The 25,416-nt window shown below is 68.9% G+C and carries 22 protein-coding genes; 2 read left to right on the top strand and 20 right to left on the bottom strand.

From position 1 onward, the window contains the following. Positions 1–272: 272 nt before the first annotated feature. The 3 genes from EII35_RS09090 to EII35_RS09080 form a co-directional block, all read right to left on the bottom strand. Positions 273–3,119, bottom strand: a complete 2,847-nt coding sequence (locus EII35_RS09090; protein ID WP_125228152.1) for a vitamin B12-dependent ribonucleotide reductase — start codon at positions 3,117–3,119, stop codon at positions 273–275. A gap of 31 nt (positions 3,120–3,150) precedes the next feature. Beyond that, positions 3,151–3,696: a transcriptional regulator NrdR gene (gene nrdR, locus EII35_RS09085; RefSeq protein ID WP_125228151.1), complete on the bottom strand. Its 546-nt coding sequence runs from the start codon at positions 3,694–3,696 to the stop codon at positions 3,151–3,153. A 185-nt stretch (positions 3,697–3,881) separates the two neighbouring features. Then, positions 3,882–4,196, bottom strand: coding sequence for a hypothetical protein (locus EII35_RS09080; RefSeq protein WP_125228150.1), 315 nt, complete (start codon positions 4,194–4,196; stop codon positions 3,882–3,884). 269 nt (positions 4,197–4,465) lie between these two features. On the opposite strand from EII35_RS09080, the gene lexA reads away from it, so the two are divergent. Both lexA and EII35_RS09070 read left to right on the top strand, forming a co-directional pair. After that, a complete protein-coding gene (lexA, locus tag EII35_RS09075) occupies positions 4,466–5,263 on the top strand; it encodes a transcriptional repressor LexA (protein WP_125228149.1) in 798 nt (265 codons plus the stop codon). A gap of 35 nt (positions 5,264–5,298) precedes the next feature. After that, the gene (locus EII35_RS09070) at positions 5,299–5,766 is read left to right on the top strand and encodes a hypothetical protein (RefSeq protein WP_125228148.1); all 468 of its coding nucleotides are present in this window, start codon (positions 5,299–5,301) and stop codon (positions 5,764–5,766) included. Between the two features lie 24 nt (positions 5,767–5,790). Here EII35_RS09070 and EII35_RS09065 read toward each other — a convergent pair whose 3' ends face one another. From EII35_RS09065 to EII35_RS08985, 17 genes are all read right to left on the bottom strand, one after another. Next, entirely contained in the window at positions 5,791–6,453 is a 663-nt protein-coding gene (locus EII35_RS09065) for a response regulator transcription factor (RefSeq protein WP_125228147.1), read from the bottom strand. Further along, complete coding sequence (locus EII35_RS09060) at positions 6,425–7,912, bottom strand: sensor histidine kinase (protein WP_221739720.1); 1,488 nt, start codon at positions 7,910–7,912, stop codon at positions 6,425–6,427. The genes EII35_RS09065 and EII35_RS09060 overlap by 29 nt, the downstream gene beginning before the upstream one ends. A gap of 98 nt (positions 7,913–8,010) precedes the next feature. Next, on the bottom strand, positions 8,011–9,321 hold the full coding sequence (locus EII35_RS09055; protein WP_125228145.1) for a UDP-glucose dehydrogenase family protein: 1,311 nt from the start codon (positions 9,319–9,321) through the stop codon (positions 8,011–8,013). Continuing rightward, positions 9,318–10,334 carry an aminoglycoside phosphotransferase/kinase family protein gene (locus EII35_RS09050; protein ID WP_125228144.1) on the bottom strand — a complete coding sequence of 339 codons (1,017 nt, stop codon included), beginning with the start codon at positions 10,332–10,334 and terminating at the stop codon, positions 9,318–9,320. Before EII35_RS09050 ends, EII35_RS09055 begins: the two co-directional genes overlap by 4 nt. After that, on the bottom strand, positions 10,331–11,452 hold the full coding sequence (locus EII35_RS09045; RefSeq protein WP_125228143.1) for an aminoglycoside phosphotransferase family protein: 1,122 nt from the start codon (positions 11,450–11,452) through the stop codon (positions 10,331–10,333). Before EII35_RS09045 ends, EII35_RS09050 begins: the two co-directional genes overlap by 4 nt. Continuing rightward, on the bottom strand, positions 11,452–13,227 hold the full coding sequence (locus EII35_RS09040; protein WP_125228142.1) for an ABC transporter ATP-binding protein: 1,776 nt from the start codon (positions 13,225–13,227) through the stop codon (positions 11,452–11,454). Before EII35_RS09040 ends, EII35_RS09045 begins: the two co-directional genes overlap by 1 nt. Positions 13,228–13,249: 22 nt before the next feature. Further along, on the bottom strand, positions 13,250–14,365 hold the full coding sequence (locus EII35_RS09035) for a glycosyltransferase family 4 protein (protein ID WP_125228141.1): 1,116 nt from the start codon (positions 14,363–14,365) through the stop codon (positions 13,250–13,252). Further along, on the bottom strand, positions 14,365–15,570 hold the full coding sequence (locus tag EII35_RS09030) for a glycosyltransferase (protein WP_125228140.1): 1,206 nt from the start codon (positions 15,568–15,570) through the stop codon (positions 14,365–14,367). Before EII35_RS09030 ends, EII35_RS09035 begins: the two co-directional genes overlap by 1 nt. Beyond that, entirely contained in the window at positions 15,567–16,826 is a 1,260-nt protein-coding gene (locus tag EII35_RS09025; protein WP_260465080.1) for a glycosyltransferase family protein, read from the bottom strand. Before EII35_RS09025 ends, EII35_RS09030 begins: the two co-directional genes overlap by 4 nt. A 199-nt stretch (positions 16,827–17,025) precedes the next feature. After that, positions 17,026–19,095 (bottom strand): TerD family protein, encoded by a 2,070-nt coding sequence (locus EII35_RS09020; RefSeq protein WP_125228139.1) that lies wholly within the window; start codon positions 19,093–19,095, stop codon positions 17,026–17,028. Next, positions 19,092–19,490 (bottom strand): HIT family protein, encoded by a 399-nt coding sequence (locus tag EII35_RS09015; RefSeq protein WP_125228138.1) that lies wholly within the window; start codon positions 19,488–19,490, stop codon positions 19,092–19,094. Before EII35_RS09015 ends, EII35_RS09020 begins: the two co-directional genes overlap by 4 nt. A 1-nt stretch (position 19,491) precedes the next feature. Beyond that, entirely contained in the window at positions 19,492–20,259 is a 768-nt protein-coding gene (hisF, locus tag EII35_RS09010) for an imidazole glycerol phosphate synthase subunit HisF (RefSeq protein ID WP_125228137.1), read from the bottom strand. A 19-nt stretch (positions 20,260–20,278) separates the two neighbouring features. Further along, positions 20,279–23,023 carry a DEAD/DEAH box helicase gene (locus tag EII35_RS09005; protein WP_125228136.1) on the bottom strand — a complete coding sequence of 915 codons (2,745 nt, stop codon included), beginning with the start codon at positions 23,021–23,023 and terminating at the stop codon, positions 20,279–20,281. Then, positions 23,020–23,961, bottom strand: coding sequence for a diacylglycerol/lipid kinase family protein (locus EII35_RS09000; RefSeq protein WP_125228135.1), 942 nt, complete (start codon positions 23,959–23,961; stop codon positions 23,020–23,022). Before EII35_RS09000 ends, EII35_RS09005 begins: the two co-directional genes overlap by 4 nt. Further along, positions 23,958–24,833 (bottom strand): twin-arginine translocase subunit TatC, encoded by an 876-nt coding sequence (gene tatC / locus EII35_RS08995; protein ID WP_125228134.1) that lies wholly within the window; start codon positions 24,831–24,833, stop codon positions 23,958–23,960. The genes EII35_RS09000 and tatC overlap by 4 nt, the downstream gene beginning before the upstream one ends. Before the next feature lie 8 nt (positions 24,834–24,841). After that, positions 24,842–25,153, bottom strand: a complete 312-nt coding sequence (locus tag EII35_RS08990; RefSeq protein ID WP_395858236.1) for a twin-arginine translocase TatA/TatE family subunit — start codon at positions 25,151–25,153, stop codon at positions 24,842–24,844. Positions 25,154–25,220: 67 nt separating this feature from the next. Further along, entirely contained in the window at positions 25,221–25,406 is a 186-nt protein-coding gene (locus EII35_RS08985; protein WP_125228132.1) for a hypothetical protein, read from the bottom strand. Positions 25,407–25,416: the final 10 nt, after the last annotated feature.

Below are 25,416 nucleotides of genomic sequence, written 5' to 3'. Positions count from 1 at the left end.
GATTCGCCAGAAGTGTCACCACCACACCCCGCCAAAACGTCACCGATGTCCTGAGGCAGAACTGTCACCGATGTCCTGCGACATAACATCAAAACGCCTGCCAAACAAGACAGGCGAGCCGCCTTCAAGGCAGGCGAGCCACACCCAACACAGGCGAACCCGAGGATCATTGGCCTCCGCTCCCACGAGGTCGACGAACTCGCTGACCGTCGCCCGGGGAACCGCTCCCGGGCGACGGCCAGCGATGATCTCCTCGACGGCGCGAAGCCGCATCAGCTGCAGCCGCTGGTGGAGCCGCAGCCCTCGCAGACGTAGCACGACCCGCTGGGTCGCATCTTGGTGCCGCAGGTCATGCACAGCGGCGCATCCACCTCACGGCCGGTCAGCGACTCCATCAGCTCGGCCGTGGTGTGGGCGTCGATGAGGGAGGGCTGGCGGGCGCCGTCGACGTCGAACGAGTCGTAGGCGTCGTTGCGGAGGCTCTCCGGCTCCGGCAGGTTCGCCTCGTCCTCCTCCGAGAGGTAGGAACCGGTCTCCACGTAGCGGGCACGCTCGGCTGCGGTGTAGATGCCGAGTTCGGCGCGCTCGTCGAAGCTCAGGTAGTCCAGCGCCAGGCGACGGAAGATGTAGTCCATGAAGGACTGGGCGATCCTCACGTCGGGGTCGTCGGTCATGCCGGCGGGCTCGAACTTCAGGTTGGTGAACTTCTGGACGAAGCTCTCCAGCGGGACGCCGTACTGAAGGCCGATGGAGACCGCGATGGAGAAGGCGTCCATCACGCCCGCCAGGGTGGATCCCTGCTTGCCGAGCTTGAGGAAGACCTCACCCAGACGACCGTCCTCGTAGGCCCCGGAGGTCATGTAGCCCTCGGCCCCGCTCACGGAGAAGCTGGTGGTGCGGCCGAGACGGGACTTGGGCAGGCGCTCCCGCTTGGGACGGTAGACGATCTTCTCGACCACCTTCGTCTCGACGATCGCCTGCTTCTCGTCGGACTTCTTCGCATCCGACAGCGGCTGACCCACCTTGCAGTTGTCGCGGTACACGGCCAGGGCCTTGAGGCCGAGCTTCCACCCCTGCATGTAGACATCTGCGATGTCCTCGACGGTCGCGGACTCGGGCAGGTTGACGGTCTTGGAGATCGCCCCGGAGAGGAAGGGCTGCACCGCCGCCATCATCCGCACGTGCCCCATGGGGGCGATGGCGCGCTGACCCATGGCCGTGTCGAAGACCTCGTAGTGCCGCTCCTCGAGTCCGGGGGCGCCGACGACATGCCCGTGGGAGGAGATGTACTCCACGATCGCATCGACCTGATCAGCGCTGTACCCGAGCTTCTTCAGCGCCCGGGGGATGGTCTGGTTGACGATCTGCATGGAGCCACCACCCACGAGCTTCTTGAACTTCACGAGCGAGAAGTCGGGCTCGACGCCGGTGGTGTCGCAGTCCATCATGAAGCCGATGGTGCCGGTCGGGGCCAGCACCGAGGCCTGGGCGTTGCGGTACCCGTTCTGCTCGCCCAAGGCGATCACATCCGCCCACTCCTTCGTCGCGACGTCGTGCAGGGCACGGTCGTCGGGAAGGATCGTCGCCTCGTCGTTGGCGGCCTGGTGCTTGCGCATGACCTTGCGGTGCGCCTCGGCATTCGTGGCGTAGCCGTTGTACGGGCCGACGATGCCCGCGAGTTCCGCGGAACGCCGGTAGGACACGGCCGTCATGATGGAGGTGATGGCAGCCGCCGTGGAGCGGCCACCGTCGGTGTCGTACCCCTTGCCCATCGCCATGAGCAGCGCGCCGAGGTTGGCGTAGCCGATACCCAACTGGCGGTAGTTGCGCGTGGTCTCCCCGATCGACTCGGTGGGGAAATCCGCGAAGCAGATGGAGATGTCCATGGCGGTGATGATGAGTTCGACCGCGCGCACGAAACGCTCCGCGTTGAAGATGCCGTCCTCGCGCAGGAACTTCAGCAGGTTCAGGCTCGCGAGGTTGCAGGAGCTGTTGTCGAGGCTCATGTACTCGGAGCACGGGTTCGACGCCGTGATGGGGCCCGTCACGGGGTTGGTGTGCCAGGCGTTGATGGTGTCGTCGTACTGGATGCCGGGATCGGCACACTCCCACGCTGCCTTGGCGATCTTGTGGAACAGTTCCCTGGCGTCGACGCTCTCGATCACCTCGCCGGTGGTGCGGGCACGCAGGCCGAAGGAGTCGCCCTGCTCGACCGCCGTCATGAACTCGTCGCTGACACGCACTGAGTTGTTCGCATTCTGGTACTGGACCGAGGTGATGTCCTTGCCGCCGAGATCCATGTCGAACCCGGCGTCACGCAGCGCGCGGATCTTGTCCTCCTCCCGTGCCTTCGTCTCGACGAACTCCTCGATGTCCGGGTGGTCGACGTCGAGGACCACCATCTTCGCGGCGCGACGGGTGGCGCCACCGGACTTGATGGTGCCGGCGGAGGCGTCGGCACCACGCATGAAGGAGACCGGCCCGGAGGCGGTCCCACCGGAGGTGAGGAGTTCCTTGGAGGAACGGATCCTGGAGAGGTTGAGCCCCGCGCCGGAGCCTCCCTTGAAGATGAACCCCTCCTCCTTGTACCAGTTGAGGATGGACTCCATGGAGTCGTCGACGCTGAGGATGAAGCACGCCGACACCTGCTGGGGCGAGACGGTGCCCACGTTGAACCACACCGGGGAGTTGAACGAGAAGTACTGGTGGAGGAGCATCCAGGTCAGCTCCGCCTCGAAGACGTCACCGTCGGCATCCGTGGCGAAGTAGCCATGGTCCCGTCCGGCCTTGACGTACTGGCCGACGACGCGATCAATGAGGGTCCTCAGGCTGGCCTCGCGCTGGGGCGTGCCGAGGGCGCCGCGGAAGTACTTGTTGGTGACGATGGTGGACGCGTTGACGCTCCAGAAGTCGGGAAACTCCACGTCTCGCTGCTCGAAGACGACCTCCCCTGTCCTCCAGTTGGTCTGGACGACGTCCCGCTTCTCCCAGGTGACCTCGTCGTAGGGGTGCACCCCTTCGGTGGAGAACACTCGCTCGATGGTCAGTCCACCCGCCAGGGCGGGTTGGCTACCGGCACTCTTGCGACGGCTGGAGTTCTTGGTCACGGTGGCGGTCATTCTTTCCTCACAGGATGCTGGCAACGATGGTTCAGCCGATGAGTGGCTGCTGGGACTCCGACGGTTCCGTCTTCGTCCTTCGGGTCCGCGCCCGGCCACCAGGACGGGGCCCGGACTCGGAGAGGTGCTCGGGGGCTCGGTTCTTCATCGCGGCGATCTCGGCGGTGAAGTCATCCACCGAGTCGTAGTTCTTGTACACGGAGGCGAACCTCAGGTAGGCCACCGGGTCCAGTTCGGCGAGGGGACCGAGGATGGCAACTCCGATCTCCTCCGACGGGATCTCAGCATGCCCTGAGGATCGCAGGGTCTCCTCGACCCGCTGTCCCAGCGCAGCCAGTTGGGCCGGAGTGACTGGACGCCCCTGGCAGGCCTTGCCCACACCTTTGATGATCTTGTCACGGCTGAACGCCTCGACGACGCCGGAACGTTTCACCACCGACAGCTGGATCTGCTCGATGGTGGTGAACTTCCTGCAGCACGTCGGACAGTTGCGACGTCGTCGGATGGCCAGACCGTCGTCCGTCACCCGCGAATCGGACACCTTCGTGTCCTCATGGCGACAGAACGGACAGTGCACGGCGGTTCCTCCCAAGGCGCCCGATGTCGTCGGGCGACGATGATGAACAGCTGCACCCCAACAGCCCCCTTCAACAGCGTTTCCACAACTTGTTGATAAAACACAGGGGTGCAACTACTAGATGTAGGAACCTTAGAGCCAGCAACCGCCTCGGTCAAACACCCGGGGCGTGTCGCGGGAAAGTGTCATCGTTCAGCCACATGGGCCCAGGCGGGGTCTCCGGGGACGGGGTCGGCGAAGGGGTCCGGCTGGGCCATGGCGAGCAGCTTGGGAGCCGCCACCAGGCACCCGATCACGACCAGCGCCACGAACAGCAGCGTCTGCAGCCGGGCGAGCAGGACCGCCCGGGGGCGAGGCGCCACGACCCCGGCGGGACGACGGGAGCACCCGGCCACCACACCACCGCGACGAGGAAGGGCCCGGCGGGACGCGGGGCGGGTGACCCGAGCCACCTCTGGCTGACGACGGGCGACGATCGGCTCGATGCTCAGTGCACTCATGACTTCCTCCTGTTCGGGCGATGGCCGCCATTCGCGGCTCATCGAACGGGCGTTCGAAACGCTACCGGATCGTCGAGCGAGTTTCAAACACCCATTCGAATCACCGCGGCTCCGTGCCCGATGCCCCAGAGTCAACACGTCGGGTCCGACATTTTTCCGACAGCCTCCACCGCGGGCCGCGGGAGGACATCGCCAGGGCGGCACATGAAGCTGGGAACGGGGCCCGTTCCCAGCTCGAACGGATGTTCGGATTCAGGTATGATGGGGGCATGGCAGAGGACATGAGGGAGGACGGCAAGGCTCCCGTCACGGAATTGACGCCCAGGCGTACCCCACGGGCAGGCCGGCCCAGCAAGGCCCGCGCCGCCGCGGAGGTTGCCCGCATCGCCATGCTTCCCGACGGCCCTCCCGGGCCCGACGGGCTCACCCCGCGCCAACGCCTGCTGCTCAAGCTCATCCGCGACGCCGTTCAGGCCAACGGATACCCGCCGAGCATGAGGGAGCTGGCCCAGCGCGCCGGGCTGTCCTCCACCTCGTCGGTGGCCTACCAGCTGAAGAGCCTGGAGCGCAACGGCTTCATCCGCCGGGACCCGCACCGGCCGCGCGCGATGGTCGTCACCATGCCCGAGACCCTCGCCCCCGAGGCTCCCGGCCCCTCGATCCCCTCCGAACAGGGCTTCGACTCCTCCCCCGCCACCGTGACGGCGCCCCTCATCGGGCGGATCGCCGCCGGAGGTCCGATCCTGGCGGAGGAACAGGTGGAGGACGTCCTCTCACTGCCGAAACAGCTCGTCGGCGACGGCACCCTCTTCCTGCTCGAGGTGAAGGGGGACTCGATGATCGACGCCGCAATCTGCGAAGGTGACTGGGTGGTGGTCCGCCAGCAACCCACCGCCGTCAACGGCGACATCGTCGCCGCGCTCCTCGACGACGAGGCCACGGTCAAGACCTACAGGCGGCAGGACGGACAGGTCTGGCTGCTCCCGCACAATGATGACTACGACCCCATCGACGGATCGTCGGCCACCATCATGGGCAAGGTGGTCGCCGTCATGCGTCGGGTCTGAAACCCGGCCCCACCAAACTCCAGGGAGAAGCCATCATGGACCTCACACCAAGTCGACTCGTGGTGACGCTCGTCACCATCGCGGCATTGGGCGCGGTCGTGTTCGCACTGCTGTTACCACACCTGTCCCCTCCCCGCCCTGAGATCCGGGAACCCGGCATCGTGGTGGAGTCCCCCACCTCCACACCCTCACCGTCGGTACAGGCCGCCGTCACGGCACCCGCCGCGGAGACGAGCACCACCCCAGTCCCCGAAGCGAGCACCACCACCCAGGCGCCCGAGGCAACCGCGCCGGCCACCACGGCGCCGACGGCCCAGCCCACGCCAGCGGGGGCGGGTGCCGGCAACGGCAATGCACCACAACCGACAGCCGCGAGCTCGCCGCGGCGGACGACGGCGCAGGCCGTCAAGCCCCGTCCGCCGGTCGCGTGGGACAATGACGACGACCGGGATGACGACGGTGATGACGACCGCGATGATCCCGAGGAGCCGGGCGAGGACTGATCGGGGCCTGGCCCCGGTCCGCGATCAGACGAGGCGGTAGCCCATGCCCCGGACGGTCTCGAACCGATCCTTGCCCAGCTTGTTGCGAAGGTAGGACACGTAGACCCCGACGACGTTCGTCCCGGGGTCGAAGTCCAGGCCCCAGACGAGACTGAGGAGTTGCTCCCGGCTCAGGACCTGTCCCGGGTTGCGCAGGAACACCTCGGCCATCGTGAACTCTCGAGCCGACAGATCCACCCAGACACCGTCCACGCGTGCCCGGCGACTGCGGTAGTCGAGGGTGAGACCACGATGGCTGATCTCGTTGGGGCCCTGCGAACGTTCGGCCCCGGGGCGCAGCCTCAACCGCACCCGGGCCAGCAACTCCTCGAACGCGAACGGCTTGGCCATGTAGTCATCGGCCCCGCTCTCGAGCCCGGTGACCCGGTCGGCGACGGAGGACCTGGCGGTGAGGACGATGACCGGGACGTCGACGCCGCGCCCCCTCATCTCCTCCAGCACCTGGAACCCGTCCATGTCCGGGAGACCGACATCGAGGATCACGAGGGCAAACCTGCCCTGGGAGGCCAGCTCCACCCCGGCCCTGCCCGTCCCGGTTGTCTCGGATGTGAAGCCCGCCGACTTCAGCCCCTTCGCGATGAATCCGGCGATCCTCGGTTCATCCTCGATGATGAGGATGCTGCTCATGCTTGTCCTCCCCCTTCCAGCGCGTCATCTCTCGCGAGGCCTCCTGGGGCGTCAAGGGTAGCCACAGCGTGAAAAGGGAGCCCTGTCCCTCCTCGGACTCGATCTCCAGCCTACCGCCGTGTGCCTCGGCGATACTCGTCACAATACTGAGCCCGAGCCCCAGCCCGCTGGCGAAGTGGGCAGCCGACTGGCCACGGACCGAGCGCTCATGGACGGTGGCCATCTCCTCGGGAGTCATCCCGATGCCCTCGTCGCGGACGTAGAAGAGCACCTGCCCGTTGCAGATCATGCTCCCGATCCCGATGACGCTGCCCGGCGAGGAGTACTTCACCGCGTTGGCGGCCAGCTGCAGCCAAGCCTGGGTGATGCGCGCCGGGTCGAGCCACGCCGACCCCTCGGCGAGGTCCTCCAGGATCCATCCCCGCTCCCCGAGGCCACGGGCCTTGGCCAGTACCTGAAGGGTCAACTCCGCGAGCTCCGTCGACTCGGGATTGATGAAATCAGCCTGGTTCGCCTTGGCGAGCACGAGCAGGTCCTGGACGAGGACGCCCATCCGGTCCAGCTCGTCGATCGACACCTCCCGGGTCTCCGCGACGTCCTCCGGGTCGTTGACGTCGAGCAACTCCAGGTGCCCCCGCACGATGGTGATGGGGGTGCGCAACTCATGGCTGACGTCGTCGAGCAGCCGCCGGTGCGCCTCGACCGTGGCCTGGACCCGATCGAGCATGCGGTTCACGGCACGGGCGAGGGCGGACAGGTCGTCGCGGCCCCGGCTCGGCACCCTCGTCGTCAGGTCGTGCTCGTCGATGGCATCCGTGGCCCGTCGGAGTTCCCCGATCGGCCGTAGCAACCTGCCCATGGCGAGCCACGCTGGCACGATGAGGGCGAGGACCGTCGCCACGGCCACCACGGTGTACTGCTCCATCGTGCTCTTCAACTCCGCGGTTGCACGCCTCATGTCGATGACATGGACGAGCGCCCCCACCTCATCCCCCACTCGGATCGGGACCACCAGCGTCCGATAGGTGGTGAGGCTGGTGGTGATGGTCTGGATGAGACTCTCCCGCCCTGAGAGGTGGGGGCGCACAGCCGCCATGAGTTCGGGGTCCGCTTCCGGTCGTACCCGGACCGGGGCTTGCTGGATCCAGTTGATGCGATCCCCCACGAAGGCCAGCTCCCCGGCGGGCGGGCTCAGGACACTCCGGCTCAGGTGGTAGCCCAGCACGTCCTTGACCGAGGCGAACGGCGCTCCGGTGCCGGGATCCGCCTGCGTCACCTCCAGTTCAAGTCGTGCCCGTACCCGCTGCAACTGCCGCGTGGCGTCGTCCTCCGCGTGCCGTTGCTGGAGCGAGTGGACGATGAGCCCGGACAGGGCGAGGGCGCATCCGGACACGAGGACCACGGCCAGCATGATCCTGACCCGAATCGCACCCATCAGGAAACCCACGACCCGTCTCATGGATCCCATTGTCCCGTGATCGGCCCCCTTCCGGCGACGACCACCGCCCCGGGACCCCGTCGATGGCTCCACCTGGCCGCTCCGGAGTGGATCGAGGCTCAGCGCCCGAGACCCGTGTACTCCCACCCGGCCTCACGCCAGAGCACCGGGTCGAGACAGTTGCGACCGTCGATGACCACCTTGCGTCGTACCTGATTGAGCTGCGAGGGATCCAGGGTCCGGAACTCCGCCCATTCGGTGAGCACGAGCACCAGGTCGGCATCCCGGAGGGCCTCGTTGACATCATCGACGGCGTGCAGCTCAGGATGCCGTGCCCGAACCGCGTCGAGAGCCTTCGGGTCAGTCACGGTGACGTGGGCCCCTGCCTGCTGCAACCGCGCCGCGATCTCCAGGGCAGGTGAGTCCCTGATGTCGTCGCTTCGAGGCTTGAAGGCGGCTCCCAGCACCGCGATGTTGGCACCACTCATCCCGTCACCCAGGCTGTGGGTGGCCAACTCCACGACCCGGTCACGTCGGGCCTGGTTGATCCGGTCGACCTCCTTGAGGAACGCCAACCCGGTGACGCCGAGTTCCTCACCCCGGGCCATGAAGGCGCGGATGTCCTTCGGCAGGCAGCCGCCACCGAATCCGACCCCGGCCTGCAGGAATCGGTTGCCGATCCGTACATCGTGGCCGATCGCCTCCGCGAGGGCCGTCACGTCGCCACCCGTGACCTCACAGACCTCAGCCATGGCGTTGATGAAACTGATCTTGGTGGCCAGGAACGAGTTCGCAGCAACCTTGACGAGCTCTGCGGTGGCGTAGTCGGTGACCAGGCGCGGGATTCCATCGGCGAGCAGACTCGCGTAGACCTCGTCGAGGAGTCGCTGGCTCTCCCTCGCCTTGTCAGGATCGGGGCTCACGCCATAGACGATCCGGTCGGGGCGCAGTGTGTCCTCGATCGCGAATCCCTCCCGCAGGAACTCGGGATTCCACAGCAGGAGCCCACCCGCGGCTTCGATGCGTTCCGCCAGAGCCGCTGCCGTACCGACGGGCACGGTGGACTTGCCCACCACCAGCGCGCCGGGACGCCGTTCCAGCACCGGCAGGAGGGAGGCGACGGCGGACTCCACGTAGCTGAGATCGGCGGCACCCGTGGGGCCCTGCGGGGTACCCACAGCGATGAAGTGCACATCAACCGCGGCGAGTTCCTCCGGATCGGGCTCGGTGGTGAACCGCAGCCGTCCCGTCGCCGCAGCCTCGGTCAGCAGGCTGTCGAACCCCGGCTCGTAGAACGGGGGACGATGCTGCTGCAACGCGGAGATCCGCCCCTCGTCGACGTCCACTCCGAGGACGTCGTGGCCCAGGCTGGCCATGCAGGCGGCGTGAACCGCACCGAGGTAACCGCATCCAATGACTGAGATCCTCATGACAAGGTCCTTTCCAACGTGTCGTGATGATGAGTCCTGGCAGCGCACTCCTCCAGCCAGGGTAGGAGCCAGCTCTGATCGGCTGGCCGGAAAGCATGAACGAAGCCGATGCGCAGACGGGCTGCCCGGCGGTGGAGCACCACGCGGGCCGGGTTCACCTCGAGGGCGGGGACGGCCCCAGCGAGGAGGTCCACCATCCGAGTCACCCCCTCGACGGAGAGCACGCCCTGACGACCTCGCACCTCCGCGTGGGCAAGGGCGTTGCCGAGGTCCTGGGCGATCTCGCCCCTGGAGCCCAGGTCGAGGTCCAGCAGCGTCAGGCGCTCGCCGTCCCACAGCAGTTGCTTGTCGTGGAGGTCGCGGTGGATGACACCGATGGGACCATCGTCATGACCCGACAGGTCCGCACACACCTCCTCGACGGCCCGGTCGAGGGCCGCATTCCGAGGGATCGCGCCGTGTTCGAGGGCCAGACCGTGCCACCGCGCGAGGGTCGCAGCCTCGTCATCGGCCGAGTGAGTGGGCAGGTCCGCCTCCCCACCGGCCATGGCCGGCCAGGCCTCGACGAAGCGTCGCCAACCCTCGACACCGGCATCGCCGAGGTCGTGCAGGCTCGCACCCGGGGCCTTGGCGAACTCGATCCTCGCGTCATCGTGGCTCAGCACCTCGGGGGTCGCGATCCCTGCACGGGAGCACAGCTCCGCGAAACGGCGGGAACCATGGACCACGGGGGCCGCTTGACCGGCACGGGTGTACTTCGTGACGGTGTCGCGGGTCACGGCGACAGCTCGCCGACCGTAACGGTGCACGACGATGGTGCCGGGTCGATCCGGGGAGAGCCCCGGCAGGGCGGGGTCCGTGCCATGGTCGAGGATCGTGACTCCGGAGGCGGACGCGCTCCCCGCGCGGAGCCGCCCCTGGTCGTCCACCCACTCGAAGGCGAGGGTGCCCTTCTTCCCCGGCCACACCCGGGTCACCCCAGAGCGTTCCCACAGCTCTCGCAGATCCGTCACGGCAGCGTCCCTTCCAGGAGGGCCAGCCGCTCCCCCACCTGGATCCGCCAGTCGGGGCAGGCCCTTCGCAGCGGGTCCATCAGGCGATGCATCCGGGACGCGGCCACGTGCAGCGCCAGTTCCTCCCGCTCCGGGACTGCGCCGCCGGCCGCCGCGTACCCGGCCATGAAGGCCTCGGCCAGCTCGGGACTCGCCTCCGCGATGAAGGAACCGAGGTCCTGCGACGGTGCCCCCGACTGGGCACGATCGAAGTCCGTGAGCCAGACCCTCGACCCGTCGGCGACAGTGAGCACCTGGTCCGGGGAGAGGTCGCCGTGGCACAGCACGGGTGTCGTGGGATCGCCGAGGGTCAGCCGTGCCGCGGCCTCCCGAACCGGGACGGCCAGTTCCGGGGCCACGTGGTCGAGCAGTGCGGCGTGGCGGTGGGCCTGCCGGACCGGATCAGAGTTCCGCCTGTCCAGCAGGCCCCGCATCGGCCCGCTCGGGAGCGGCGCGGCGTGGAGACGGGCGACGAGTTCCCCGGCCGCCTCCGCACCCATCGCACTCGGGAACCCTTCAAGGTCCCCCTCCCCGGTAAAGTGGTGCACCGAGCAGCCCGGCACGGAGCCATCATCGAGTCGCTCGGGGCAGGGCACGATCCCCGCCACGAGGTCCTGGATCTCGTGGTCGTCGCGTGACCCCCCGGCCACGACACGCACGACCCGGTCCGCGTCACGAATGACGACCCGCCGCAGCGGGTTGTAGCGGAGCAGGTCCTCCGAGGCCCAGCCACCGAGCAGCCCGGCGCGGGTGGCGTCCCGCAGGTGCCGCCAGAGCTTCGGATCGGCCATCACCGGCCCGGTGACGGAGAGCAGCCCCTCCCCGAGATCCCTCACCTCCACCGTCTGGCCGTGCCGAGCCGCATCCCGGACGGCAGCCTCGGCCTTGCCGTGGTTGACGGGCCACAACACACGCATCCATCCGATGCTGCGTCCCGAGGCACCGTCCGCCAGGGCGATGCCCAGCGACGTCGACGGTTTGATCCGCACCCGTGCCGCCCGGACGTCGCGTCCCGCGTGTTCGCTCAGCCACGACGGGTCGAGGATCCGCTCGAGCAGGTCACTCAGCTGTCGGTCCATCACGCATCCCCCATCGTGACGGAGTCAGCGTCCCGACCACTCGCCTCGATCCAGGACCGGAACACGGGACTGGTGGCGAGCAGGTCCTGCGGGGAGCCGTCCATGCGGATCACTCCGCGCTCGATCCACACCACACGGCTGGCGCGCAGCACCACCTGGGCGTCGTGCGTGATCGCGAGGGTGGTCCGCCCCGCCGCGAGACGGTCGATGGCGTCCAGGACGAGGGCCGCACCCTCCGGGTCGAGCCCGGTGGTGGCCTCGTCCAGGAGGACGAGCCGGGACCCGCGCATGAGGGCCCGGGCGATGGCGATACGTTGGCGCTGACCCCCGGAGAGGGTGCCGCCGCGCTCCCCCACGACGGTGTCGTAACCGTCGGGCAGCTGGGTGATGAAGTCGTGGGCGTTCGCTGCCATTGCCGCCGCCTCGATCTCAGCCTGGCTGGCACCGGGGCGTCCCAGTTCGATGTTGGAGCGAATGGTGCCGGTGAAGAGCACGGCTTCCTGGTGAAGCAGGGAGATGTTCGCCCGCAGTTCGGCGAGATCAAGATCGGTGAGCGCCTTGCCGTCGAGCCGCACCACCCCGCCGGACGGGTCCATGGCACGCACCAGCAACGAGACCAGCGTCGACTTGCCGGATCCCGACGGGCCGATGATCGCAACCCGTTCCCCGGGGCTGATGGACAGGTCGACTCCGTGGAGCACCTCGTGACCGTCGTAGCGCGCCCGGACCTGCTGAAAGTCGACCGCTCCCTTGACCAGGCCCAACGGGGTCGGGTTGGCGGGACTCGTCACGTCGGGGACGAGTTCAATGAGGTCGGCGACCCGCTCGCCGGAGGCAGTGGCGCGAGCGATGCGTCCGGTGTACTTGGCCATGTCACGCAGGGGCTTCATGGCGGTGCGCAGGTAGTTGACGAACAGGACGAGATCACCCGGGGTGATGTCGCCGCTGACGACCCGGAAGGCACCGCCGATGAGCACCACGGCTGTCGCCACACCGACGATGACATCCGTCGTGCGTTCCAGACGGGCGGCGAACCGTCGCGACTGGACGCCCTCCTTGAGGGAGACGGTGTTCGCCCCGGTGAAGTACCCCTCGACGGTCTTCTCCAGACCGTAGGCCTGCACGACCGGCATCGCCGTGAGGCACTCCTGGGCGGTGTTGGCGAGCTGTCCCTCACCCTTGCGGGTGCGGCGGGCCGCCGAGGTGATCTTGCCGGAGGTCCTGCGCGAGGTCAGGGCGAAGCCCACGATGGCGAGCACGACCACCCCGGCCAGCAACGGGTCGAGCACGAACATGATGACGACCATGACGAGCAGGGTCACGACGTTGGCCAGCAGCGGGAGCCCCGCGGTGGTGGCGACCTCCTGCATCCGAGCCACGTCGCTGACGAGGCGCTGCACGGTGTCGGCGCTGCGGTTGCGGGCGTGGAATTGCAGGGAGAGGGTCTGGACGTGGCGGAATGCGCGAGCCCGCAGCGTCGTGGCGGCACGCGCCCCGATGAGCGCGAAACACAGGGTGGCCAGGTAGTTGCTCGCCGCCCGCAGCGCGACGATGAGGATCAAGGCGACGCCACACGTGATGAGCAGGCCGACGGAGGCCGGCCTTCCGGAGATGTCCGCTCCGAGGGAGCTGCTCACCGCGTCGATGACGATCTTCATCGGCCACGGTTCGAGCACGCGGAAGATGACGTCGAGCAGTAGAGCGATGGTCCCGGAGACGATGAGCCATCGGTGCGGTGCGACATCGGGGCCGACGAGGCGGAGTGTCCGGCGCATCGCCGATGCCTGGGGTTTGGGATCAGCCACAGGCCACCCCCGCGAGGTCAAGGATTCGGGACACCGCGGCCTCCCAGCCGTGCCGTTCCTCAGCCACTCGACGGGCCGTGGCACGCAGTTCCCTGCGACGTGCCGGGTCGGCGACCAGTTCGTCCACGGCAGCAGCCAACGCTGCGGGTGCGGACGGCGGCACCAGGACCCCGCAGTCGTGCAGGATCTCGGGCAGCTGGCCGACGGAGGAGGCAACCACCGGCAGCCCGGCGGCGAGGTACTCGTAGACCTTCAAGGGCGAGAAGTATTGGGAGTCGCTGCCGCCGAGATCGGGGTAGGGGGCAACGCCGATGGCGGAGCCAGCCAAGTGGTCGGGCATCTCGCTGGGTGCGATGGCACCGCGGAAATCGACCTTGACACCCAGTTCTGCTGCCTGACGCTCCAGGGCCTCTCGCTCCGGACCGTCACCGATGATCCGCAGCTGCCAGGTCTGGCTGGCGTGTGCGGCGGCCCGGACGAGGTCGGCGACCCCGTGCCATGGCTTGAGGGTCCCGACGAAGGTGACCACGGGATCCCCGTCGGCCTCGGCCTGGGGCCGGATGCGACTCAGGCTGACCCCGTTGGGAACGGTGTGGGCCCTCGCGGCGGGCACCCGGCCCAGGACCCAGGAGCGCACCGGGTCGGAGACGCAGATGACGGCCCGGGCCACGGTGGCCTGGCGGGTGAGGGCCCGCTCGGCCGCCTCCTCGTCGACGAGGTGACGGTGCTGCTGCTGTTCCTCGATGAGGGGGGCGTTGACCTCCAGGATGCCGGGGATGTCGGCCAGATCCGCGATGACGGAGCTGAACAGGGAGTACCGCTCGTAGACGAGGTCGGCGCCATCCTGCCGAATCCGCTCGGTGATGCTGCGGGAGGCCTCGATCTGCGCCTGTTCCCTGGCTGCGGGTTCCTTGGCGTCGAGGGGGAACTCCACGACCTGCAGGTCGGCGAGATCGGCCGGGACCTCCCGGCCGCGCCGGGTGGTGTAAACGGTGACGGTGCATCCTCGCGCGAGGAGTTCACGCACGACCTCCTGGACGTGGACGGAGGCCCCCTTGGTGCCGAAGACGGGGATCCCGGGATCGACGCTGACATAGGCGACGCGCATCAACGGTCCCCCTCCTTGCTCTGGAGACCGGACAGACGTGCGGCCTGCCGACGACTGTCGAACTGTTCCTCGATGAGGCTGCGGGCATTGCGGGTCAGCGTGGCCAGGGGCACGCGGCTGTCAGCGACGTCGGCGAGGGCCTCGGCCAACGCATCGGCGTCCCCGGGCTGCACCAACAGCCCGGTCTCCATGTGCCTGACGACCTCGGGAAGACCGCTGACCGAGGTCGCGAGCACCGGGGTGCCGAGGGCCATGGCCTCGAGGACGACGGTGGGAAGACCGTCGATGTTGCCGTCGTCTGCCGGGACGCAGGGTGCGACGAAGATGTCGGAGTCGCGCACGAGGTCGATGACCTCGCCCTGGGTCTTCGGGCCGACGAGTCGGATCCGGTCGGCGAGCCCGGCCTGCTGGATCCGGGTCTCCAGCGCGGCACGTTCCTCCCCGTCGCCGGCGATGGTGACGTCCACGGGGACGTTGCCGAGCCGGGAGACGGCGTCGATGAGGACGTCGAAGCCCTTCTTGGGCACGAGTCGACCGACGGCGGAGACCCGCAGCACCTCGCCCCGCGGCGCGGGGTCGCGGTACGGGAAGCGTCGCATCTCGAGGGCGTTGTACTGCAGCACGATGGAGGCGTCGGTGTCGCTCAGGGCCTCGGCCAGGAAGCGCTCGTTGAAGCGGCTGATCGCGATCACCTGCTGGGCGTCGCCGCACACCCGACGCAGCCAGGTCTGGTCCACGGACTCGTGGTAGATGTCCTTGGCGTGGGTGGTCACCGTGTAGGGGATTCCCGTGAGCCGGGAGGCGATCCAGGCCATGCGCCCGGCCATGGAGGCGAAGTGGGCGTGCAGGTGGGTGATCCCCTCGTCGAGGGCCATCCGGGCGAGGGAGACGCCCTGGGACACCTCGGAGGGCGGCAGGTCGGCGATGTCGGGGACCATCGCGGCGAACCGCTGCTGGAACTGCGGGTACTCGGTCAGCGCGCCCGCGATCGCCTCCCAGAACTCGGTGCTCTTCATGGGGCGCGGGACCCACCGGACCGGGGCCTGCACCCGGGCGATCTCCGGGTGGAACCGCGCATCGGTCGTCGGGCGCAGGGCGAAGATGCTCAGCTGCTCCCCCTGCGCTTCCCGGGCGAGGATCTCGGTGACGATGAAGGTCTCGGAGAAGCGGGGGTAGACCTTGAGGACGTATCCGATGCGATTCATGCCACACCCACCAGATCGTCGACGAGATCGGAGGCGTCGAGGGCGGCGAACAGCTCCTCCATGCTGGCGAGGATGTCGGCGGCGAAGCGCGGCACCGTGGCGAGGCCGTCGATGTCGACGCGGTCGCGGTCCACGCGGCCGGTGACGGCGGTGGCCGCCCACTCGGAGAGCGCCTCGGCGGTGACGTCGTTCCAGCGGAGGTGGTCGACGGCGTCGATGCGGCCGAGGGCGCGGGCCCGGATGAGCTGCTCCTGGCGGGGCACCTCACGGGGGATGAGCAGCGCCGGGGTCTGCGTGGCGAGGATCTCGCAGGTGGTGTTGTAGCCCGCCATGGAGATCACCGCGGCGGCGTTGCCGATCTGCTGGGCCAGGCCCGGCCAGCTGCGCAGCACGTGGGTGCCCTCGGGGGCGAGGGCGCGGACCGCGTCGAACTCGTCGTCGCTCAGCTGGGGGCCGGTGATGACGATGTGCTCGTGTCCCTGGGGCGGGGTCATCCCGACCGCTGCCCGCAGGATGTCGCCGCCGTCGGAGCCACCGCCCACTGTGGTGAGGACGAAGGGGCCGTTGCAGAGTTCGCCGTCCTCGTGGGCGGCGGGGCGGTCCTTGGCGAGGAAGCCGGTGAACCGGGCGCGACCGGCCAGGGCGGCCGGGATCTCGCCGGTGGCGAAGGGGTTGTGCACCTCGGGGTCGCCGTAGACCCACACCTCGTCGATGAACTCGAGCAGCCGCTCGGGATCGCCCAGCTTGGTCCACTCCTTGGCGGCCACCTCCGGCTCGTCGAGGATCTCGCGCAGCCCGAGGACGATGCGCGTGCTCGGGTGGTGCTTGCGCAGCTGCATGAGCGGGCCGCGCAGTTCCTCGGCGACGCCGAGGATGTGGCGGTCGACGATCACGAGGTCGGGCTCGAAGCCGAGCAACGCCGCCTCCAGGAGGGAGGAGCGGAGCTTCACGACGGACTTGAAGTCGCCGCTCAGCGACCGGGGCTGGTAGCCGCTGCTGCCCTTGGAGATGCCGGGGATGGTGATCCAGTCGAACCCGGGGGGCAGGGGGAACTCGGAGCTGCGGGGCAGGCCGGAGACGATGAGCCCGGCCACCTCGGTGCCGGTGGCCTCGGGAAGATGCTTGGCCAGCGCATGCGCGATGGCGAGGTTGCGGCGGGCATGACCGAGCCCCTGGGAGTCATGGCTGTACAGCAGCACTCGCGTGGTCTTCGACATGGTGGCGGCCCCCTCGTGGACACGGTTCTGGAACTTCATTGCTTCCAGCATCCACTGTGTCCAGAAGAAGGCCTTAAGCGTTTCGTGAGAGAAATCTTATGAAAGGTCGGACCAGTTTTTGGGGGTGGGGACCGACGCGCGCCGACCCCCACCCATGGGCCCGGAAGGCGTGGACGCGAGGGTTCTACCGTGACAGGGTCGAGAAGGATGCACCCACATGGCCGGACATCCTCGAAGTCTATCCCGTCAGCAGCTGCAGGATGCGGTCGCTGTCCCACGGCGCGATCGCCCGCCGCGTGACGGCGGGGTCGTCGAAGACCAGGTCCGCGCTGCGCCGGTCGTCGACCACCTCCTCGGCGAGCAGTGTGATGAGGCGGTCGAGGGTGAGGGGTCGGCTCAGCACCGCGTGCTGGAGATGGATGAGGGTGCGGGTGGCGTTGGCGTCGAGGTTGTACAACGAGCCCGCGGTGACCCCGGCGTTGTGATCCCACCAGATCACCTCCCGGGTCTCCAGGTCGAGGACCATGGGGGTGGCGTTGCGTCCCGTCGAGGTGAGATCCAGCCGAAGATCCACGGTGCTGGGCTCGAAGAGCTCCCCGGTGAGACCGTCGCGACGCATCACGCCCGCCCACGCCTCCGGCACCACGGCCAGGGACTGCCCCGTGAAGGAGTGGACGGTCATGACGACGTAGCGCCACCCCCTGCCCCGCAGGGTCTCGGGGTCGAGGTCGATGAACTCGGCGGCCCCCTGCGGGGCCGAGGTGATGTCGCCGGAGTGGGTGACACCGGGAGCCCTGAGCTCGTAGTAGGCGATCTCCTGGGTCTGCCGGAAGTCCGCAGTGATGCAGAAGGCGGACAGGTCCAGGTCCACCCGTTTCCTCGCCCCCTGCTCGAGGTCACGCCAGTGCATGAAGAAACGCACCACCCTGCCCTCGGGGAATCGCAGCCGCGACCCCCGGCCGGCGCTGCGCAGGCCCGGGGAGGCGGAGCGGTGCCCCAGCGGCACGGCGTACTGGGAGAAGAGGTCGCGGTTGAGCCACACCCTCCCCAACCGGGCCCGAGCGCGCAATCCATCCTCGATCGTCTCGAGAAGGAGTTGATCCACCCCGCGTCGGTTCCGCCGATTCGGGATGATGTGGGAGCGCTGATCCGTGCCCGCCTTGATGGTCACCACCCGTTCCGGCAGCACCGTGGCGTCAGGGGACGCGAAGTACTGCCACAGCTGGGCCAACACCGGCGTCGACACCTGCCCCGCGACCCAGGAGAAGGTGGTCGCCACCTGCACCTCGAGGGCCGCGTTCTCGTTGCACAGCCGGATGAGGTGGGCGAGACGTCGCGCGAGGACCCCGGGGCGGTCGCACAGCAGGTTGAGGGCGGCCGGGACGTCGCCGCGGGCCAGGATCTCCTCCAGGTGGGACTCGAAGCTGCGCGGCAGGGTGCCATTGGACAACCCGTGCAGCATCGCCGCGGCCCTGGGGAACCGAGCCGCGTGGTCACCGGGACGCAGGTGCCGGGTCAGGCGCTTCCACCGCTCCTCCCAGCGATGCAGGTCCTCGGCCCGGCCGTGCTCCTCCAGCAGGGCCAGCAGCCGCCGTCGTTCCCGTCGCGTGAAGGTGCGAAACCGCGTCGGAGTGGCCAACGACACGTCTCCGCCACTCATCGCCACCGCCAGGCGCAGCACATCGGTGGCCGTCCCGATCGAGGCCGAGAAGTCCAGCCCCGGGAAGGCGACCGCGAGCCACGCCAGGTTCTCCCGCACCTCGACGCGCGGCGCGGTGCCGGGCGCGAACTCCCTGAGGGCCGCGATGTCGGCGCGATCCGCCTGGCTGAAGGGCTGCCCCTGGGTCATGATCCCAAGAACGAGGTCCCGCAGTTCGTGCTCCCGGATCAGGGTCAGCACCGTGTCCGCGGGCGCATCCGTCAAGGGCTCGCGGGTCCTCGGGATGAATCGGGGAACCCACCGTCGCCCCGTGACATCCCCCAGGTAGTGGAGCATGGCATTGAGGTGGAGGGTGAAGGCCGAGGCCTCACGCACCTGCTCGGGGAAGTCCGGGTAGAACGGCCGATGGGTGACGTCCGCCCCCTTGAGGGTGGCCGCTGCCTGCACCAGGACCCAGGCGTGGTCGGCCGAGGTGAGTTCCTCCCTGGCCCGGTCGTCCAGCCGGTAGCCGAGTTCCCTCAGTGCGGCGAGGGCAGCGTTCACCCGCGCCGGGTCGGCCACACCCGCCCCGGCACCCCACCCGGGCAGGAACACGGCGGCACGGCGACGGATCGTGGCGGTGTTGATCCGCCACAGCTCCTCACTCATCGCCCGAGGATCCTGGCGTGGACGCTGTCGAGGTCCTCGTCGATGCTCCCTCTCATGTTCCCGATCCCCGGGTTGTCGGGGTAGCGCGGCAACACATGGACGTGGAGGTGGAAGACCTCCTGCCCCGAGTCCGCGCCCGCGTTGCTGAGGATGTTGCAGGCGCTCGCGCCCAGCCTCTCCTTGAGCAGATTGCCCACCGTGTGCACGGCGGGCGCGACCTCCGCGAGCGCGCTCCCGTCGGCGAGGGCGTCGACGACGTGGCGGCGCGGGATCACCAGGGTGTGGCCGAGCTGCCACGGGTTGATGTCGAGAAAGGCGATGACCGTGTCGTCCTCGTAGACCCGTCGTGAGGGGATCTCTCCCTCGACGATCCGGCAGAACAGGCAGTCGCCCATGTCACACCTCCCGCACCTCGAAACCGGCTGCGGCCAGCTCCTTCTTGACCTCAACGATACTCAGCGTCCCGTAGTGGAAGACACTGGCCGCCAGGACCGCATCCGCCCCCGCGCGGGCGGCCTCGACGAAGTGCGCCGCAGTGCCCGCCCCGCCGGAGGCGACCAGCGGGACCGCCACCGCGTCGCGGACGGCCCGGATCATCTCGACGTCGAACCCGGCGGTGGTGCCGTCGGCGTCCATCGAGTTGAGCAGCACCTCACCCACCCCGCGTTCGGCGGCCTCCCGCGCCCACTCGATGGCGTCACGACCGGCCGAGCGACGCCCGCCGTGCGTGGTCACCTCGAATCCCGACGGCGCCCACTCGGCGCGACGCGCGTCGAGGGAGAGCACGAGCACCTGGTTGCCGAACCGCGAGGTGATCTCGCCGATCACCTCGGGGCGGGCCAGGGCGCCGGTGTTGATGCCGACCTTGTCCGCCCCGCACCGCAGCAGGGCGTCCACGTCGTGGACGCTGCGCACTCCCCCACCGACCGTGAGCGGGATGAGCACGGTCTCCGCGCACCGCTGCACCATCTCCCTCGTGGTCGCCCTGCCGTCGGAGGAGGCGGAGATGTCGAGGAAGGTGAGTTCGTCGGCCCCCTCCGCCCCGTAACGGGCGGCCAGTTCCACCGGGTCGCCCGCGTCCCGGAGGTCACGGAAGTTGACCCCCTTGACCACACGGCCGTCATGGACGTCCAGACACGGGATGACCCGCAGCGCAACAGACATGGCCCCAATGTATGGGGTGTCAGTCCTCCTCGATGTCGGTGTCCACCACTCCCCGACGCATGGCGGCAACGATCTCCCGGCAGGTGCGTCTGAGATCCCCCGGCCCCACCGCCGTGGCGAGCTGCCCGGCGAGATCCACCACCTGGCGGACCCATCGGACGAAGTCGCCGGCAGGAAGGCCCGAGTGGAGCAGGACCTTCGACAACTCCTGCCCGCTGCACCACCGCCACGCAGCCTCGGCGAAACCGATGTCGGGTTCCCGGCCCCGTTCCAGCCGGTGGTTGCGTTCCAGCGCCCCGACCTCGCGCCAGACGCCGCGCAGCGCGGACTGGGCCGCCTCGGAGGCGGCATCGGGCATGCGGGGGCGCCGCGCCTCCCGGCTGGGGCGGGACTCGTAGAGCAGGGAGGACAGCACCGCGGCGAGCTGTGGGGCATCCAGCCCGGCGAACACGTCGCGTCGGATGCACTCGGCCGCCACGAGGTCCAGCTCGTTGTAGATGCGGCGGAGCATCCGCCCCGCGTCGGTGAGGTCGTCGCCGTCGAGGTAGCCCAGCTCCGTGAGGACGCCGCAGACCCGGTCGAACTGGACACCCAGCGAATTGGTCCGCCCCGTGATGGCGGCCTCCTGCCGGGCCTGCTCCCGTTCCAGACGGATCGCCCTGGCCGCGGCGACGGCGTGCACCTCGCGCTCCTCGCACGGGTGGCAGGGGTGACGTTTCAGCTCGCTGCGCAGCTCGGCGATCCGGGCCTTGTGGGCCTCGTCGGTGAGCGTCGGCTCCACCGTCGGGACCTCCGGGTCCAGGCTCTCGAGCTTGTCGGAGAGGGAGGCGAGCAGCTCCCGCCGGGACTTGCGGTCCTGCAGCGAGAACCGTCGCGGCACCCTGATCCGCCCGACGGGGACCGGGGCGCCGGGCAGGTCGTGGGGTTGCAGCCGCAGCACCGTGTGGTCGACGGCGATCACCTGGACCCACGGCACCGAGTCGCGGCTGCGCTTCTGGCCGATCCCGAGCACCACGCACCAGCCCTGCCTGGGCACGTGGATGATGTCCCCGGGCATGAGGGTGGCGATGGCCTCGGCGATGTCGTCGGCACGGCGCGCCCGCCTTGCGGCGGCGGAGGTGCTCTCCAGCTGGGAGACCTCGTCGCGCAGCTGGGCGTAGGACATGAAGTCGCCGAGGTGACAGTCCGCCTCCTCCCGCAGCTGGGCGATCTCCCGGGTGAGGTCCTTGCCCGAGCGGGCCGCCTTCACCACGTTCTTGTCCACCGTGAACTGCGCGAAGGACTGGTTGAGCACCTCCCGGGCCCGCTCCCGACCGAGAGTCGCGGTGAGGTTGACGGCCATGTTGTAGCTGGGTGCGAAGGATGAGCGCAACGGGTAGGTGCGTTTCGACGCGAGGCCTGCGACGGCGCGGGGATCCATCCCCGCCTGCCACAGCACGACGGCGTGTCCCTCCACGTCGATGCCACGCCGCCCGGCCCGTCCGGTGAGCTGGGTGTACTCGCCCGGCGTGATGTCGACGACGGCCTCCCCGTTGTACTTGACGAGCTTCTCCAGCACGACGGTCCGGGCCGGCATGTTGATGCCGAGCGCCAGGGTCTCGGTGGCGAAGACGAGCTTGCAGGCCCCCGTCGCGAACCCCTCCTCGACGATGGCCTTGAAGGCGGGCAGCTGGCCGGCATGGTGGGCGGCGATACCTGCGGTGAAGGCCGCGCGGAAGTCCTCGTAGCCGAGCGCGTCGAGGTCGTGGAGCGACAGGCCCGCGACGTGGCGGTCGGCGATCTCCCCCAGCAGGGCCGCCTCGTCGCGGGAGGTGAGGGTGACCCCCGCCGCGAGCAGCTGCGCGACGGCGGCATCGCATCCGGCGCGGGAGAAGATGAAGCAGATCGCGGGGAGCAGCCGGGAGCGTTCCAGCAGGCGCGCCAGGTCGGCGCGGGAGGTGGGTTTCCCGGCGAAGCGGGGGTGGACGTCGCCGCCGAAGGACCCCGGGCCGCGCCCCTTCTTCCCGCGCCCGGAGCGGCCGCGGGGTCGGCGCGAGTCGTCACGGACCCGGGAGGCCTCCGCCTTCGAGACCTTGAGGAGTTCCTTGTTCACCTTGGCGATGCGGTCGGCGGGGCGCTCCATCGCCGTGGGGGCGACGCCGTCGAAGAGGTCGACGAGCTTCGAGCCGACCAGCACGTGCTGGTACAGCGGGACCGGCCGCCGTTCGGAGACCACCACCTCGAAGCGGCCGCGCACCGTGGCGAGCCACTCGCCGAAGTCCTCGACGTTGCTCACCGTGGCCGACAGCGCCGCGATCTGGACGCTGGGGGCCAGACCGAGGATGACCTCCTCCCACACGGCGCCGCGGAACCGGTCCGCGAGGTAGTGGACCTCGTCCATCACGACGAAGCCGAGGTTGGTCAACCCGGTGGAGCCCGCGTAGATCATGTTGCGCAGCACCTCGGTGGTCATGACGACGATCGGTGCGTCCCCGTTGACCGACGCGTCGCCGGTGAGCAGCCCTACGGCATCCGCGCCGTGCCGGGCCACGAGGTCGTGGAACTTCTGGTTGCTCAGCGCCTTGATGGGGGTGGTGTAGAAGCACTTGCGCCCCGTCTCAAGGGCGAGCCACACGGCGAACTCCCCGACGACGGTCTTGCCTGCGCCGGTGGGCGCGGCGACGAGGACCCCGGCCCCGTCGGCCAGGGCCCGGCACCCGGCCACCTGGTAGTCGTCAAGGGGGAAGGAGTACAGCTCCGCGAAGCGGGACACCAGTTCGGTCACGTCCTCAACGTAGCAGCAGCCTCCTCACTCACGAACACGTTGAGGATGCCGGGCGCCACCTCGGCCGTGACCGGGACCGGGCCGAGTTCCTCACCGTCGCCCATGACGAACAGTCCCTCACCGGCGACCTCGACGCGGCGGGCGCGGAGCTGCTCGACGGCGGGATGGCGAACGAAACCGCCCGAGTACATCGACGGCAGCAGCCTGAGCAGGGTGGTGCGGGACACCGCCCCGATGATCGTGAGGTCCAGCTCGCCGTCGGTGGGGTCGGCGTCGGGGGCCACCTTCATGCCGCCGCCGAAGAGGCCGGTATTGGCGATGGCGACGAGCATCGCCTCCTGCTGGACGTGCTCACCGTCGATGATGAGTTCGTAGTGCAGGGGGGTGAACCCGGCGAGTTCCCGCAGCGCGATGTAGCCGTAGGACAGGGCTCCCAGACGCAGCCTGATCCCGTTGGTGGCCCGGTTCACCCGGGCGTCGTAGCCGGTGGAGACGACCGCACCGACGTAGCGGCCGGGTCGGCCCGGGTTGCTGATGCGGGTGAGATCGATGGTGCGGGTGTGCCCGTCGATGATGGTGGCGACCGCCTCGTCGACGCCCCGGGGCAGGCCGATGCCGCGGGCGAAGTCGTTGCCGGTCCCGGCGGGGATGATGCCGAGGGTCGCCTCGGTCCCGGCGGCGGCGTTGAGCCCGAGGTGGACCATGCCGTCGCCACCCATGACGAGGAGTCCGTCCCCGGGGCGGGCCGCCAGGGCGGCGGCGCGGGTGAGGTTCTCGGCCTCCACCCATGAACTCGAGGAGATGATGTGAAGTTCCGCGGTGGGAATCTGCTCGTGGAGTCGTCGGGCCACCTTCGGCAGCATCCGACCGGCACGTCCTCCGCCAGAGCGCTCGTTCACCACGAGGGTGAACAGGCGCGGTTTCGCCAGTTCGCTCACTTGCCGTCGTCCACGTCGATCTTGAACTGGGCCTCCTCGGCCTCCGAGATCCCCTTGCGCTTGTCGAGGATCCGGCAGATGACCTCCGCGACGAAGAAGAGGAGGGTGACGGGGATCGCCATGGCGAGCATGGAGAACGGGTCGGTGGAGGGGGTGGCGATGGCGGCGAAGACGAAGGAGCCGAAGAACACAGCCTTGCGCCACTTCTTCAGCTGGTAGCCACGCACCAGATTGAACATGTTGAGGGCGACGACGATGACGGGCAGCAGGAACGACGCCCCGAAGACCAGGATGATCTTGAGTTCGAGCATGACGAACTCGGCCATGTCCTGGTAGTTCATCACACCGAGCCCCGTCGGGGTGAGGCTGAGCATGACGGCGATGCCCTTCGGCCAGATCCAGTAGCCCAACGCGCAGCCGAGGAGGAACAGGGGCGTGCCTGCACCGAGGAAGGCCAGGGCGTACTTCTTCTCCTTGGCGAGGAGACCGGGCGCGACGAAGGCCCAGATCTGGTACATCCACACCGGCGTGGTGAAGATCAGGCCACACATGATGAGCACGACGATGCCGAGCGTGAACGGGCCGGTCACGCCCGTGTTGGCGAGCTGGAGCATCGCCTCCTCGTTCATCGCCTGCACGTCGCGTTTGGCCACCGTGTACGGGTGCATGATGAACAGCACGAGTGGCCGGTAGAAGAAGGCCGAGGCGACGGCGGCCAGGACGAGGGCGAGCACCGAGATGGTCACCCGGTACCGGATCTCCCTCAGGTGATCCCCGAGCGACATGCTCCCGTCGGGCGCCTCCGCCTTCGGAGGACGCAGCCAGCTGAAGCGACGCCGCTTGGGTTCGGCCCCGGCAGCCTCAGAACTCATGGCAGGGGTCAGTTCCCGAGCTCGTTCTCGCGGGCACGCAGCGCATCCTCGCGGGCCTTGAGCTCGGCCTCCTTGAGGGCCTGCTCACGGGCGGCCAGCTCACGCTGACGACGGACGAGGTCATCGTCGCCCAGGTTCTGGGTCTCGACGATCTCCGCCTCCACGACCTCCGGTTCCTCGGGCTTGGCGGTCACCTGGTCGGCGGACTTGACCTCCTCCTTGAACTCCCGGATGGATCGACCCACGCCCTTGCCCAGGCCGGCCAGACGGCTGCCACCGAACAGGAGCAGCGCGATGGCCAGGATGATGATGAGTTCCATGGGACCAATGCTTGGCATGTCATTCCTCGTCTCCCCGGGCACTTCCCGGGCTCACTGTCGCTGAAGTCTACTTGTCCCGCCCCCGGGGCAGGTTGAGGCGAACGGTCAGGTCACGCAGTTCGTCCGCCCGGGATCGCAGCACCCGGCACTCCTCGGCCAGGTCCTCAACCTTGGCGCGCAGCCCCACGGCATGGACGACGAGCGCCCCCACTGCGAGGAGCGCCACGCCGATGAGCACCAGCACCACGATCACGATCCGACAT

The organism is Arachnia propionica (assembly GCF_003932785.1).
GTDB lineage: Bacteria > Actinomycetota > Actinomycetes > Propionibacteriales > Propionibacteriaceae > Arachnia > Arachnia propionica_B.
This window is presented reverse-complemented; position numbering and strand designations above follow the sequence as displayed.

Excerpts from the sequence above, each read along its gene's own strand:
- EII35_RS09090 (WP_125228152.1), bottom strand. The coding sequence starts at position 3,119 with ATGACCGCCACCGTGACCAAGAACTCCAGCCGTCGCAAGAGTGCCGGT.
- EII35_RS09080 (WP_125228150.1), bottom strand. The coding sequence starts at position 4,196 with ATGAGTGCACTGAGCATCGAGCCGATCGTCGCCCGTCGTCAGCCAGAG.
- lexA (WP_125228149.1), top strand. The coding sequence starts at position 4,466 with ATGGCAGAGGACATGAGGGAGGACGGCAAGGCTCCCGTCACGGAATTG.
- EII35_RS09070 (WP_125228148.1), top strand. The coding sequence starts at position 5,299 with ATGGACCTCACACCAAGTCGACTCGTGGTGACGCTCGTCACCATCGCG.
- EII35_RS09065 (WP_125228147.1), bottom strand. The coding sequence starts at position 6,453 with ATGAGCAGCATCCTCATCATCGAGGATGAACCGAGGATCGCCGGATTC.
- EII35_RS09060 (WP_221739720.1), bottom strand. The coding sequence starts at position 7,912 with ATGAGACGGGTCGTGGGTTTCCTGATGGGTGCGATTCGGGTCAGGATC.
- EII35_RS09055 (WP_125228145.1), bottom strand. The coding sequence starts at position 9,321 with ATGAGGATCTCAGTCATTGGATGCGGTTACCTCGGTGCGGTTCACGCC.
- EII35_RS09045 (WP_125228143.1), bottom strand. The coding sequence starts at position 11,452 with ATGGACCGACAGCTGAGTGACCTGCTCGAGCGGATCCTCGACCCGTCG.
- EII35_RS09040 (WP_125228142.1), bottom strand. The coding sequence starts at position 13,227 with ATGCGCCGGACACTCCGCCTCGTCGGCCCCGATGTCGCACCGCACCGA.
- EII35_RS09035 (WP_125228141.1), bottom strand. The coding sequence starts at position 14,365 with ATGCGCGTCGCCTATGTCAGCGTCGATCCCGGGATCCCCGTCTTCGGC.
- EII35_RS09030 (WP_125228140.1), bottom strand. The coding sequence starts at position 15,570 with ATGAATCGCATCGGATACGTCCTCAAGGTCTACCCCCGCTTCTCCGAG.
- EII35_RS09025 (WP_260465080.1), bottom strand. The coding sequence starts at position 16,826 with ATGAAGTTCCAGAACCGTGTCCACGAGGGGGCCGCCACCATGTCGAAG.
- EII35_RS09020 (WP_125228139.1), bottom strand. The coding sequence starts at position 19,095 with ATGAGTGAGGAGCTGTGGCGGATCAACACCGCCACGATCCGTCGCCGT.
- EII35_RS09015 (WP_125228138.1), bottom strand. The coding sequence starts at position 19,490 with ATGGGCGACTGCCTGTTCTGCCGGATCGTCGAGGGAGAGATCCCCTCA.
- hisF (WP_125228137.1), bottom strand. The coding sequence starts at position 20,259 with ATGTCTGTTGCGCTGCGGGTCATCCCGTGTCTGGACGTCCATGACGGC.
- tatC (WP_125228134.1), bottom strand. The coding sequence starts at position 24,833 with ATGAGTTCTGAGGCTGCCGGGGCCGAACCCAAGCGGCGTCGCTTCAGC.
- EII35_RS08990 (WP_395858236.1), bottom strand. The coding sequence starts at position 25,153 with ATGGAACTCATCATCATCCTGGCCATCGCGCTGCTCCTGTTCGGTGGC.